This window comes from Paenibacillus sp. FSL P2-0322, assembly GCF_037975315.1.
In the GTDB taxonomy this organism is placed as follows: Bacteria; Bacillota; Bacilli; order Paenibacillales; family Paenibacillaceae; genus Paenibacillus; species Paenibacillus polymyxa_B.
In genome coordinates this window covers 3,249,042-3,262,986 of sequence record NZ_CP150243.1, presented here as the reverse complement: position 1 = coordinate 3,262,986, position 13,945 = coordinate 3,249,042, and the positions used below count along the sequence as shown (strand labels likewise).

Genomic DNA, 13,945 nt, shown 5'->3' with positions numbered 1-13,945 from the left:
GTATGGGGTATAATATCAAATCGGAACTGAAGCTGTCTATTAAGAGTGTACCGGAGTCGCAAAAGGACATTATTGTACAGCTCATGCAATTTTATTTATATGATTTTACAACCTATCTTCGAATTGATGTCACTGAGAAGGGGACATTCCCGGCTTATCCAGACTTGTATCAATATTGGACGAGCGGTGAACAGAAGCTACCTTTTCTGATTTGGAGACAGGATATTCCTGTGGGTTTTGCACTCGTTGACCGAATGTCCAGCAATCGAGAAGCTGACTACTACATGGCTGAGTTCTTTGTACTTCGTCCTTATCGGCATAATGGGGTTGGGACTTGGGCGGCTCATGAGCTGTTTGGACGTTTTAACGGACGTTGGAAGGTGACCCAAATGAGCACGAATAGGCCGGCACAGTCCTTTTGGCGTAAGGTGATTGGAAGCTATACGAAAGGTGAGTACAGGGAACAGACACATCCGGTAAGAGGGAATATCAGTCAGTTTTTCAATACCTGAAAAATTCGAAATAGAAATTAAGTAATGAAAAAGAGTCGGGGAGAGTATCCTATCGGCTCTTTTTTTGTTGTCAATTCAAGTCTTCTATCCATCTATAGAGCATTCCAATTAGAACCTGCATTGACACTATAAAGACGCAGGTATACAGTTATTAACATAATTCATATATATCTGATTGGAATTATCAACAATGAAACATCGGCTCCAAAAATGCAATGTAATCATAACATCACCCATCAGATCGGAGAGTGTTTTTAGGTGAAACGAACAAGTCGATTTGCAAAAATGGTAGCTTTAACCCTGTCGATGGTGCTGGTCTTATCGGCATGCTCGGGTAATAGCGGGGCCAATTCTACGAATACTGAGGCGAATGCAGCGGGAGGCGGGCAAGCTGCAGAAGGTGGAGATCTTACCTATGCACTGGCAACATCGCCGGATTCACTGGACCCGCATAAGAGTGGATTGGCAGTAGCATCTCGGGTATATCGTGCGATATTCGATAACTTGGTGGTAAAGCTACCGGACAATACGATTAAGCCTTGGCTGGCAACCGAATGGAGCGTTTCCGAGGATGGCAAAAGCTATACATTCAAGCTGCGCAAGGATGTTAAGTTCCATGACGGAACTCCGTTCAATGCGGAAGCCGTCAAATTTAGCTATGATCGGATTATTGATCCGCAAGCCGTAGTAGGTAATGCCGCTAACTTGCTGGCTCCCTATGAATCCTCACAGGTGATTGACGAATACACGATTAAATTGAATCTGAAACGACCATCGCAGGCATTTTTGAGCAATTTAAGTGTTCCGGCTGTAGCCATTGTTTCGCCAGCAGGAGTTAGAAAATATGGAGATCAATTCGGTAAGCATCCAGTGGGTACAGGCCCCTTTAAGTTTGTAAAATGGGACGAAAATGCAGAAATCAAAATCGAACGTAACCCGGATTACAAATGGGCACCGGAAACTATTGAGAATCAGGGGGCACCGTATTTGGACAGCGTGACCTTTAAAATTGTTCCGGAGGAGGCGACCCGGATCGGCAGTGTGCAGAGTGGGCAGGCTTTGGCCGCTGAAACCGTCCCACCGCAGAACATTTTAACGTTGAAGAGTGACCCTAATTTCCAATTGTTGCAGGTCAATACCCTAGGACTGCCATATACGCTGTTCATTAACCAAAAGAAGACACCGTGGAATGAATTAAAGGCGAGGCAGGCATTACAATATGGTATTGATGTGGGGACGGTCGTCAAAACGCTGTATCTAGGAACTTATGAACAGGCTTGGTCGCCACTCACTCCAGGTATTTTTGGATATGATAAATCACTGGAAAACGGTTTACAGCCTGATCTTAACAAGGCCAATCAGTTACTGGATGAGTTGGGGTGGGTTAAGGGAACGGATGGTTTCCGGGTGAAGGATGGACAACGTCTTACGCTGCATTATGTAGACGGCACACCGAACCGTGAAAAACGGAACGACATTGCAGCCATTATTCAGCAGCAGCTGAAGAAAATCGGTGTTGATGTGAAGATTGAAATTACCAAGGATATTGCAACAGTTGTATATACGAACGGAAACTATGATTTCTACGGAAATAGCCAGGTCAATGTGGACCCGAACGCTTTATATGCTTTTTACCACACAGCGGCACCAAATCAGCGGCCTACACTTCCTAACTTCTCCAATCCAGAGGTCGACAAGCTGTTGGAGCAGGGAGCTATTGAACAGGACGATGCCAAGCGGGAGGAGATTTATAAAAAGGTGCAACAGCTAATACGTGATCAGGCCGTCATCATTCCGATTTATGTTTTCCCTTATACGGTTGGAGCAGCCAAGTCAGTGCAGGGTCTCAAATTCGATTTAGTGGGTTATCCGCTCTTTAACGATGTGCGTATTCAAAAATAGTATTGCTAAATAATTTCTGGGGACCATCCAGTAAGGAAGGAGTGTGGGCTATGATCAGAGCTGTTGCAGAAAGACTGGTTACTTCTTTGTTGGTCATTCTGGGTTCCTGCATTTTAGTATTCAGCATTTTGTATCTGCTCCCGGGGGACCCGGTGGATTCGATTCTTGACCCTTCAACGGCCACGCCAGAGATGATCGCCAATTTGCGTCATAAGCTGGGAGTGGATCAGCCTTTTCATGTTCAGTTTTTGAACTATTTCGGAAATCTGCTACAAGGTGATTTTGGAAAATCACTGCTCAATGCTGATCCGGTGCTGCCTAAAATATGGGTCAATCTCCCGCCTACACTGGCGCTGACGCTTGCCGGTTCTGCTATTTCGGTCATTATTGGTGTCCTGCTTGGAGTGCTGTCGGCCATTCATCGGGATAAACCGATTGATATCATCGCTCGAATCGTTGGATTGTTCGGCATTTCTATGCCCACATTCTGGTCAGGCATTCTGCTGTTGCTTATTTTCTCCATTCACTTGGGATGGCTGCCTGCTATGGGCTCGGACGGTTGGAAAACTCTTGTGCTTCCGTCTCTCACTTTGGGCATTGTCGGTGCAGGGTTCATTGTCAGAATGGTGCGTAACAGTATGCTGGAAGTCATTAATGAGCAGTTCATCGTAACGCTCCGTTCCAAGGGTTTGTCTGAGAAGGTTATTATGTATCGCCATGCGCTACGCAATGCGTTGATTCCAGCGATAACGATGATCGGGATGCTGATGGGAGAAATGCTGGCCGGAGCAGTTGTGAGTGAGACGGTATTTTCACGGCAAGGCATTGGGCGTTTAATTGCGGACGCAATTATGGCTAAAGACTTGCCAGTTGTGCAGGGAGTTGTATTGTTCTCTGCCATCATGTATGTGATCGTAAATCTACTGGTGGATATATCGTATACGTTCATTGATCCAAGGGTTAGACGCTCGGCGTAAGCCGGAAGGATTCAGGGAGGAGGAAGTCGGTTGAGAGAAACAATGGCTGCCAAAACAATTTGGAAGGAAAGAAAGCTGCGGGTAGCTCGGCAAACTGGAAGGTGGCAACTCGGTGGAGTGTCGGATGGGTTCGTATATGCGGCGGGACTGATTATTGTGTTCGTAATCGTCTGTGCGGCGTTTCCACAATGGATTGCTTCTTATGCACCCACAGAAATGTTAAGCGACCATATTTTACAAGGCCCAAGTGCTTCTCACTGGTTCGGAACGGACTATTTTGGGCGGGATGTATTCAGTCTGGTTGTTCACGGAAGTCGGGATTCTCTGTTTATTGGCTTCATGTCGGTACTCGTCGGCGGTCTGGTGGGTGGAATTATTGGTGCGCTCTCAGGTTACATTGGCGGTACAGTGGATTCGATACTGATGCGATTTATTGATATTTTGATGACTATTCCCGGAATTCTGCTGGCTTTGGCGATTGCGGCGGCTCTTGGCCCAAGCTTGTTCAATATTGTGCTGGCGGTAGCCATATCTGCTGTCCCCGGTTATGCAAGAGTTATGCGAGGCCAAATCATGAGTATAAAAGGACGTTCTTACGTCATTGCTTCGCGTTCCATCGGAGTTACACCTTTCGGCATCTTTTGGCGTCATGTGCTTCCTAATTCCTTGTCCCCTTTGCTCGTGATGGCGACGCTTGGCATCGGTAGCGCTATTTTGGCCGGATCGGGATTAAGCTTTCTGGGACTTGGCACGGTAAAGGAAATTCCAGATTGGGGAACAGTATTGTCTCAAGGACGAGGATATTTGACAGTAGCTTGGTGGATATGTACCTTTCCTGGCCTAGCCATTACGTTGTTTGTGTTGTCAGTCAATATTTTGGGCGACAAGCTGAGAGACCAGTTGGACCCGAAAAAGAACGCAAACTAGCATCAGGAAGCCTATTCTTAAGTGCTATAGAAGGAGGGAGTTCGTTTGTCATCATTGCTGGAGATTGAACATTTGTCGGTCGATTTTCATACTAAAAAAGGTTTGCTGCAAGCACTCGACAACGTATCACTGACGATCAGGGCGGGAGAAACGGTCTGCCTCGTCGGTGAATCTGGCAGCGGAAAAACGATTACCTCCAAGGCGATTATGCGGCTAATCGATTATGAGAACGGACGAATTGCCCAAGGACAAATACGGTTGCAGGGCATAGATTTGACCGTTTTGTCACAGCAGGAATTACGCTCACTTCGTGGTAAAAAGATGGCGATGGTATTTCAGGAGCCGATGTCGGCGTTTGATCCGGTGTACACTATCGGGTATCAGCTGATAGAAATCATCATGGAGCATGACCGGAAGACACGAAAGCAAGCATGGGCTCATGCGGTTCATTTGCTGAACAGGGTAGGGATTCCTGAACCGGAAATTCGTATGAAGCAGTACCCCGGAGAGCTGTCCGGTGGGATGCTGCAACGGGCGATGATTGCAATGGCACTTTCATGTGGCCCTGAGCTGCTAATAGCGGATGAACCAACGACGGCGCTGGATGTAACGATTCAGTCACAAATTTTGCAATTGCTTCAGGAATTAAAGACAGAATTCAACATGTCGATTCTGTTGATTACGCATGATTTGGGTATTGCCGCAGAGGTTGCGGATCGAATTGTTGTGATGTATGCCGGTCGAGTTGTGGAGCAAGCAGTAACGGAAGAACTGTTCGAGCTGCCATTGCACCCTTACACTAGAGGGTTACTTCGTTCGGTGGCAACACTGGATACAGATCGCAGCAGCAAGCTGTTTTCGATCCCGGGGGCAATTCCGAGCCTGAGTGCATTGCCTTCCGGCTGCTTGTTTCACCCGCGTTGCCCGCATGCGACAGATCAATGCAAAAACGAAGCGCCACCGCTGGCAGCCAAGGATGAACGCGAGGTAGCTTGCTGGCATTCGGAGCAATTGGCTGCCTCCGACGAGTGGCATATTACAGAGCTATCGATGAAAGGGCAGATCACGGCAAATGCTGTTGCAAAGGCAACCGAAGTAAAGGAAGAATTGACGAACGTATCTGCTGTTGATGGGGCTAAGGTGAGCAGTCATGGCGTACAGGTAAAGAACTCCCCTAAATCCAATGAGACTATCACGGAAACCGTCCAGAACAAGCAGGACTTGTTTAGAGTGGATGGAATTCGCAAGTATTATCCGGTGAAAAAAAGCTTTCCCGGTCGGACGGGTGCTTCGATCCGGGCGGTGGATGATGTATCGTTCTCAATCCGGCAGGGCGAAACCTTTGGATTGGTCGGAGAATCCGGCAGCGGTAAGTCTACTTTAGGCCGGCTGCTGATGCAGCTGGAACGTCCGACCTCAGGGCAGGTATGGTTCCAGGATCGGGAGCTGACACGTTTAGGAAATTCTGAGTTGCGATCCGTTCGCTGTGATATGCAGATGATTTTTCAAGACCCCTACGGATCACTTGATCCACGGTGGAATGTGGGAGATATCATAGGGGAGCCGCTTGCGGTTCATGAAGGGTTGTATGGCAAGGCAAAGCAGGAACGGGTGGAAGAACTCCTGAGCGCTGTTGGATTATCACCTTCGCTGGTTACGCGGTTTCCGCATGAATTTTCGGGAGGACAGCGGCAGCGAATCGGGATAGCCCGTGCCATTGCTCTGCAACCGCAGTTTATTTTGGCGGATGAGGCAGTGTCGGCTTTGGATGTTTCCGTTCAGTCACAAATTGTCAATCTGCTTCAGGACTTACAGCGTAAGCTGGATACAACCTATTTGTTTATTGCACACGGATTGCACATTGTCCGCCATATTTCAGATCGGATAGGGGTTATGTACTTGGGGAAACTTGTAGAAATTGCGCCAAGTGACGAGTTGTTCAGGCATCCTGCCCATCCGTATACCCGGGGGCTTGTTGCCTCGATACCTAACCCAAATCCGAAAAACCGTCGGGAGCTAATTACGGTACAAGGTGAGATTCCTTCGCCTGCGAAGCCGCCATCCGGCTGTCGTTTTCATACCCGCTGTCCACTAGCGACCTCGCGTTGTCGTGAGGAAGCACCTGAGCTGACAGCGATTAGCACAGGACATTATGCCGCTTGTCATTACCCGGCCTAGGTTCAACCCCTTCCTTTGATCTGCTATCGGCATGATAAGAGAGCTACATTCTACAGGCCGTTCATGGTAAGATAAGGATAGAAGTATATAAATTCAATAGTAAAAGAGGGTATTATGATAGATAAATGGGTTCAGGAATTAAAAGATGATGAACAAGAGCTGATTGCGTGGAGAAGACATCTACATCAGCATCCCGAGCTGTCTTTTGAAGAAACGAATACGTCTGCATTTATCGCCGATCAATTGCGCTCTTTTGGTATTGAGGTAAGAACGAATGTGGGTGGAAACGGTGTGCTCGGGTTTTTAGAAGGCGGTCAGCCAGGTAGAACGATTGCATTTCGTGCTGATTTTGATGCACTTCCCATTCAGGATGAAAAGGATGTGCCTTATAAATCGACCGTTCCGGGCGTTATGCATGCCTGCGGACATGATGGTCACACGGCTGCGTTACTTGGAGTGGCACGCGTGTTGAGCCATAACCGTGAGGCGCTGAAGGGAAAGCTTGTGTTTATTTTTCAACATGCGGAAGAAAAACCGCCTGGCGGAGCCAAGTTTATGATTGAGGATGGCTGTCTGGATGGGGTAGAGGCGGTATATGGTATTCACCTCGCATCTGAAATTCCTTTTGGTAAAATTGGATTAAAGAGTGGGCCTGCGATGGCGGCTGTCGACGCGTTTACGATCCAGATCAACGGTAAAGGCGGGCATGGCGCACGACCGCATCAGACGGTGGACTCTATTGTTATCGGCAGTCAAATTGTGAACGGGTTGCAGCAGGTGGTTAGTCGCAGGGTGGACCCTATTGAATCAGCAGTGTTAACTATTGGGGTATTTCAAGCTGGAACTGCCTTTAATGTGATTGCAGATAAGGCTAAAATTGAAGGCACCGTACGTACGTTTAATAAGGAAGTGCGTAAGGAAGTCGAGAATGAAATTCGCAGTATCGTCAAGGGGTTGACTGAGGCTTATCATGCCGGATACGAAATTGACTATCTGAATGGCTATCCTTCTTTGGTGAATGCCGAAGCCGAAACGGAACGTGTACGCGAGCTCATCGGCAGACTGTATGGAGCAGACGCTTTTTTGGATTTGAAGCTGGTCATGGGAGCAGAGGATTTTGCTTATTATTTGGAGCATCGACCGGGAGCCTTCATTCATGTGGGTGCACGCAATGAGGATGAACGAACGCATTTTGCTCATCACCATCCTCACTTTGATTTTGATGAGCGGGCATTGCTCGTCTCAGGGCATATTTTTTTAGCACTGGCGCTTGAATACTTGCAATAATAGGCATATGTTTATGACTGACGACATATTAACGAAGCTGGAACCGCGCATAGCGCGGTTTTTTGTTGTAAATCCAAGTATTTTGACACCCATAAAGAATGAAAATTAAGTAATTAATTCACTATATGAAAAATTCATAATAGAATTAAATAAAAGGTATTAACTCTGAGGGAAGTTCAAACCTCCTATTATAAGCTGCGGAGCAGGAGATAAAATTGTATTATCTTGATTTTTCGCACAAGGAAATGGGAAAAAGATGACGAATCTATTGAGCAAGACACCGATGTAAGCGCTAACAAAACCGGTGTTGCACCGTATTTATTGGGAATGAATGGGGGTGAGTCTGAGAGGACATTTGTCAGAATTGTGAGAAGCAACGATAACGATAGGAACGAATTCAGAATCGGGTGATTACTTTTATCTCAAAATGACTCGCATATTCAATTGATAATGAAGAAGGAGGTTGAATTCATTGACTAAGGCAAAAAACAGGTTGAGAATTGCTTGTTTGGCGCTTGTGGTAGCGGGTGCTTCCTGGACAGGAATGATAGCGCCGACTCATGCTGCTCCAAGTGACGATTACAGTTGGAAAAGTGTGGTTACGGGTGGAGGAGGTGGTTTTGTACCTGGCATTATTTTTAATGAAACGGAAAAAGACCTGATCTATGCCCGTACAGATATTGGAGGAGCTTACCGCTGGAATGCTGCCAATGAGAGTTGGATTCCGCTGACGGATTCTGTGGGCTGGGAGGATTGGAACAAAAATGGTGTCGATGCACTAGCGACTGATCCTGTTGATCCGAATCGTGTATATATAGCTACAGGTACGTATACTAATTCATGGGATAAACAAAATGGGCAAATTATGCGTTCCACCGACAGGGGCAATACGTGGCAGACAACCAAGCTTCCTTTTAAGGTGGGGGGCAATATGCCGGGGCGTTCAATGGGTGAACGTCTGACGATTGATCCAAATAAGAATAATATTTTGTTCTTTGGAGCTCGAAGTGGTAATGGACTATGGAAAAGCTCTGATTTTGGAGCAACTTGGAGCAAGGTAAGCAGTTTCCCGAATCCAGGGACGTATGTACAGGACCCTTCCAATGAATATACCAGCGACATTGTCGGTTTAGCGTGGATCACCTTTGACAAAAAAACAGGCTCTTCCAATAAAGCAACGCAGACGATCTATGTAGGTGTTGCAGATAAAAAGCAAAGTGTCTATCGCAGTACAGATGGCGGGACAACCTGGTCTGCTATAGCGGGACAGCCTACGGGCTATTTGCCACATCACGGTGTGTTATCACCGGACGGCAATCTATATATTTCTTATAGCGATGGAGCAGGTCCATATGATGGATCAAAGGGTGAACTGTGGAAATTGAATACAGCAAGCGGGCAATGGACTAACATTAGCCCCGTAGGTAGCAGTAGTGCGGACAATCATTTTGGATATGGTGGACTGACGGTGGATGCCCAGAAGCCAGGTACACTCATGGTTGCTACGTTGAATGCCTGGTGGCCGGATGAAACGATTTATCGCAGCACTGATAGTGGGGCAACTTGGAGTCCTATTTGGGAATTTGATGGTTATCCGTCTCGTAAGCTGAAATACAATCTGGATATAAGCGGTGCGCCTTGGCTGACTTTCAATGCCAACCCTGCACCACCGGAAGTATCGCCCAAGCTGGGGTGGATGATTGGAGATCTGGAGATAGATCCATTTAATTCAGACCATATGTTGTACGGCACCGGAGCTACGATTTATGGCTCTAAAAATCTGACCAATTGGGATAAAGGCGGAAAGCTGGATATTTCAGTAGCCGCTAAAGGGGTAGAGGAAACGGCAATTTTGGATCTGGTGAGCCCTCCAACCGGCGCGCCTTTGGTGAGCGCAGTAGGTGATGTCTCTGGATTCAGACATGACGATTTATTCAAGGCTCCAGCTAAAATGCTGGATAATCCGACCTTTACAAGCAGCGAAAGCATTGATTATGCCGAGCTGAATCCTTCTTTTATGGCCCGAGTAGGTAAAGCGGATTATAAAAAAGATCCAAATGCCAAATCCATCGGTTTTTCCAATGATGGAGGAGCCAACTGGTATAAAGCAAATAGCGAGCCTCCCGGTACAGCAGGAGGAGGCAGCATCGCCGTAGCAGCAGATGGTAATGGCTTGCTGTGGAGTACATCAGACAAAGGTGTGTTCTACTCCAAAACTGGCGGCAACTCATGGACAGCAAGCACAGGGATTCCAGCGAATGCAAAGATCGTCTCTGACCGAGTGAACCCTAATAAATATTACGCATTTTCCTCCGGGAAAATATATGTGAGCACCAATGGAGGCGTATCCTTTACGCCATCAGCGGCAACTGGCTTACCGACAGCAGGCAATGCTGATATTGATGCTGTACGAGGAGCAGAAGGAGATGTGTGGTTCGCCGGAGGCTCCGAGGATGGAGGACCATACGGCTTATGGCATTCCAAGGATTCAGGTGTTACATTCACCAAACTCGATAATGTGCAGGAAGCGGATTTTGTAGGCTTTGGTAAGGCAGCGCCGAACCGTACGAATGCAGCGGTATTTATCGTTGGTAAAATTGATGGTACACGTGGATTTTACCGTTCGGACGATGCTGGCGCAAACTGGGCGCGCATTAATGACGACAAGCATCAATATGCTCGAGTGACCAAAATTATTGGGGACCCTCGGGTTTATGGACGTGCTTATCTGGGAACGAATGGCCGCGGCATTCTGGTGGCAGATCGTGTGGGTGGTGATCAGCCGTCTACCGGGCAAGCAAGTATTACACCAACGACTGCAACCTATGGAGTGGATACCAGCAATACGGATCTTACTGTCAAGCTAACACTTAACGGCAATACGCTAGAAGCTATTAAGCAGGGGAGTGTGGTGTTGAACAAAGGTGAAGATTATACGCTTAGTGAAGAAACAGTCGTTCTTACCAACAAGTATTTATCTAAACTTCCTAAAGGAGAGACAGCACTAAACTTCCATTTTAGTACAGGCAATGATGCGTTGTTTACGATTACGGTGAAAGAGGATACGCCAAGTGAGCCGGGAACAGGCGAGGGCGTTCTGAAGGTGCAAACCTTCAATGGGAATGTATCCGCCACAAGCAATACAATCAGTTCCAAATTTAAAATAACCAATACGGGAACCTCATCAATTTCCCTAGCAGACGTGACATTGCGTTATTATTACACCATTAACGGGGAGAAAGCACAAAATTTCTTCACGGATTGGTCGAGCGTCGGTACAGGGAATGTGATTGCTAGCTTCAAAACATTATCCAATGCGAAGCCAGGGGCAGATTCTTATGCAGAAATCGGGTTTAAATCGGCTGCGGGTTCTTTAGAACCCGGTCAAAGTGTGGAGTTGCAAACCCGGATATCCAAAGAGGACTGGAGCAGTTACACACAAACCGATGATTATTCATTTAATCCCACAGCAAACGTTTTACAAGATTCTGCTAAAATAACCGCTTACCTGTCTGGAAGCAAGCAATGGGGAATTGAGCCCTAAACCTTAATAAGGATAATCCTAAGTCAGCCACTCTAATGAGTGAGCTGGCTTTATTTTTGACGACCTGTTGTCCCGCATTCTTTTTTTGGGGAAAAAGCAACGACAAGTTGAAAACAGCTACTAATAGAGATTCAAATTATATAATATAATTATTTCACTATATGAAAAATTCATAATAAAAAAACTCTTTCTCGCATACGATCTCCACAAAACAAACACACCACTTTAAGTAGAAAAAAGAAACACTAACACGAACATATGTTCCTTTATCTCAAAAAAGAAACGCTCCTGTCCTTAGACAAAAAGCGTCTCTAATCCATTTTTTATATTTATCATACACCTCAAACAAGATGCCGGGATACTGAAATTAACAGTGTCATCGTAATGACATTCACAATCGTAGAAAGTAATACTGTTTGTGCGGCAAAATCGGGTTCATTTTTATATTCTTCCGCTAAAATACTTGTATTAACGCCGGTAGGCATACCCGATGCAATGAGCAAGGCTTGAGCCGGAATCCCCTTAAGACCCAGCAGCAAGACGAGCATAAAACCGACCATTGGACCAGCAATCAGACGTAGTACCATACTAATGTACACGGCTGTCCGGCGCAAACGAAAGGGATATTGCACAATTTGTGCTCCCAAAGTAAGCAGAGCCACAGCAACCATCGACTGACTAATATAATTCAAAGGTTCAGCCAGTAAATTAGGCAACGGACTATGCAGCAGATTAAGGAGCAAACCTAGCGCAAGCGCATAGGGAACAGGCATTTTAAAAAAGTTAATTAATATTTTTCGAGTATTGGCCTTGCCGTTTTGCACAACAAAAGTGCCGTATGTAAAAGTGACAAAGCTTTGAAAGGTCATAATCAGAGCTTGAACGGAAATGGCCAACGGGTCACCTTTAAACACCAGCTGATTGATTGGCAGACCATAATTTCCTGAATTATCTAGCATTACACTATTTGTAAAAGCTCCACGCATTCCGGGGCTGTATTTCAGAGATCTGGCGACGATAGTGCTGATTACGTACAGAATAGCTATGTACAAGGCATAAAAAAGTGAAACCTCACCCATGAGCATTAAAGAAATTTCCGAGTTATAAAGACCTGTAAACACAACTGCGGGGGTGATATAGTAAAAATTGATTTTAGCTAAGGTATACAAATCCAGTCGAAAATAATATTGCATGATACAACCAAAACCGATAAGTACAAAAATAGGTAAAACAACGTCCAAAAGAATGGTGCCGAACATGTCTGTTTCATCTTCTTTCTATTATGCGAATGTAAAGGCTGATTCTTAAAAATGCATGTGTAATTCTCATTATACTGTGTAAATAGGTTAGGCGTATAATAAAATTTTATAGTGATTTTGACAATATGGACTGCAGCTATAGTAGTGTCTCACACATTAGATAAGAAAAGATAAAAAATCAGCTTAGAGAAGCCGTTAATACATCTAGGGACATTTGAGCCCGGTCTTTACTATAAGGAGGAATCGCATCATGAGAAACACTTGGACAGCCTTACTAGCGTGTATACTGGTCTTGGGATTGGCAGCGGGAACCGCTGAAGCCAAGCAGGGACGCGGAAATGATCAGGAGGACAAACAGGAAGCAAAGACGTCTGTTAAAGACGGGAATGAAAAGAGCGGGGAAGAGCTAATCAATCCCCATGACTCAGACAATGATCAGTCCAAAAAACAAAAGGACAAAGCATCCGGGAAAAAGGATGAAAACAGAAAAAAAGACAAACACGCAGAAATCAGAAAAACCGAACCTGTTGCAGTAACAGATGATACATACGAGGAGTCCAAAGACCATAATGGTCACAAGGGACGCAACGGTTATAAGGGTCTGCTTCACGCGGTAGAAAATACGAAGGATAAGCCGGCAGGAGCGGTTATTGCGAATCTGCTGCTTACGAAATACCCAAACCGTTTGACTCCGGAGCAGGTTGCTGAACTTGAATTGATCCGGAATTCTGGTAAAGCACTGACTGAGGCAGCTGAGCTACTGGCTGAAAACGGAAATGTGACTGATGCCGTTTACATGCAGGAGGAGGCGGTACTGGCTAATGTGTCCGATCTGGACAGCTACAAAAAGCTGGGTGAATTCTCGAAGAAGGCCGGACGGCCGTCGGGTATGAAGCTGTTCGTGAATGGTGAAAAATACGATGCCAAACCGATTAACCGCAATGGGACCACACTTGTTCCGTTTAGAACAGCTTCCGAAGCTTTGGATGCAAAGGTTTCCTGGGATCCGAAAGAAAAGGCTGTTACTGTCACCCGTAACGGCGTGTCCGTCAAATTATTTGTTAACAGTCCGAAAGCATATATTAACGGTCAGCCGTATTCTATCGAGCAGCCAGCATCCATAGTGGATGGGACGACAATGGTACCTGTAAGGGTAATCGGAGAGGCCTTGGGGACAAATGTTAAATGGGAGCCTGAGAGCCAGTCCGTTGTTGTATACGAGCAGACAACAACAACACCTGCATCAACATCATAACGTGCTGTAAACAAAAAGGGCCCTGACTAACTGTCAGGCCTTTTTGTTTTACCTTGAAATTAATGATTTCGTATTCTTTTTAATGGTGAGAAGACAGATAGCCT

General features: G+C 46.0%; 9 protein-coding genes. 8 read left to right on the top strand and 1 reads right to left on the bottom strand.

What is annotated here, in order from left to right:
• Positions 1-2: 2 nt before the first annotated feature.
• From MKY24_RS14110 to MKY24_RS14080, 7 genes are all read left to right on the top strand, one after another.
• Positions 3-512, top strand: a complete 510-nt coding sequence (locus tag MKY24_RS14110) for a GNAT family N-acetyltransferase (RefSeq protein WP_339200220.1) — start codon at positions 3-5, stop codon at positions 510-512.
• Between the two features lie 258 nt (positions 513-770).
• A complete protein-coding gene (locus MKY24_RS14105; RefSeq protein ID WP_339200219.1) occupies positions 771-2,414 on the top strand; it encodes an ABC transporter substrate-binding protein in 1,644 nt (547 codons plus the stop codon).
• 50 nt (positions 2,415-2,464) lie between these two features.
• On the top strand, positions 2,465-3,391 hold the full coding sequence (locus MKY24_RS14100; protein WP_023988940.1) for an ABC transporter permease: 927 nt from the start codon (positions 2,465-2,467) through the stop codon (positions 3,389-3,391).
• Between the two features lie 30 nt (positions 3,392-3,421).
• Positions 3,422-4,318 (top strand): ABC transporter permease, encoded by an 897-nt coding sequence (locus MKY24_RS14095; protein ID WP_339200218.1) that lies wholly within the window; start codon positions 3,422-3,424, stop codon positions 4,316-4,318.
• A gap of 45 nt (positions 4,319-4,363) precedes the next feature.
• Entirely contained in the window at positions 4,364-6,496 is a 2,133-nt protein-coding gene (locus MKY24_RS14090; protein WP_339200217.1) for a dipeptide ABC transporter ATP-binding protein, read from the top strand.
• A 114-nt stretch (positions 6,497-6,610) separates the two neighbouring features.
• Positions 6,611-7,783: a M20 family metallopeptidase gene (locus tag MKY24_RS14085; RefSeq protein WP_339200216.1), complete on the top strand. Its 1,173-nt coding sequence runs from the start codon at positions 6,611-6,613 to the stop codon at positions 7,781-7,783.
• 472 nt (positions 7,784-8,255) lie between these two features.
• A complete protein-coding gene (locus tag MKY24_RS14080) occupies positions 8,256-11,327 on the top strand; it encodes a X2-like carbohydrate binding domain-containing protein (RefSeq protein WP_339200215.1) in 3,072 nt (1,023 codons plus the stop codon).
• A gap of 341 nt (positions 11,328-11,668) precedes the next feature.
• Here MKY24_RS14080 and MKY24_RS14075 read toward each other — a convergent pair whose 3' ends face one another.
• Positions 11,669-12,586: an AEC family transporter gene (locus MKY24_RS14075; protein ID WP_264453707.1), complete on the bottom strand. Its 918-nt coding sequence runs from the start codon at positions 12,584-12,586 to the stop codon at positions 11,669-11,671.
• Between the two features lie 250 nt (positions 12,587-12,836).
• On the opposite strand from MKY24_RS14075, the gene MKY24_RS14070 reads away from it, so the two are divergent.
• Complete coding sequence (locus tag MKY24_RS14070; protein WP_023988933.1) at positions 12,837-13,841, top strand: copper amine oxidase N-terminal domain-containing protein; 1,005 nt, start codon at positions 12,837-12,839, stop codon at positions 13,839-13,841.
• Positions 13,842-13,945: the final 104 nt, after the last annotated feature.

Bases quoted from the DNA above. Each gene is read 5' to 3' on its own strand.
- MKY24_RS14110 (WP_339200220.1), top strand. From the start codon at position 3: ATGGGGTATAATATCAAATCGGAACTGAAGCTGTCTATTAAGAGTGTA.
- MKY24_RS14100 (WP_023988940.1), top strand. From the start codon at position 2,465: ATGATCAGAGCTGTTGCAGAAAGACTGGTTACTTCTTTGTTGGTCATT.
- MKY24_RS14085 (WP_339200216.1), top strand. From the start codon at position 6,611: ATGATAGATAAATGGGTTCAGGAATTAAAAGATGATGAACAAGAGCTG.
- MKY24_RS14075 (WP_264453707.1), bottom strand. From the start codon at position 12,586: ATGTTCGGCACCATTCTTTTGGACGTTGTTTTACCTATTTTTGTACTT.
- MKY24_RS14070 (WP_023988933.1), top strand. From the start codon at position 12,837: ATGAGAAACACTTGGACAGCCTTACTAGCGTGTATACTGGTCTTGGGA.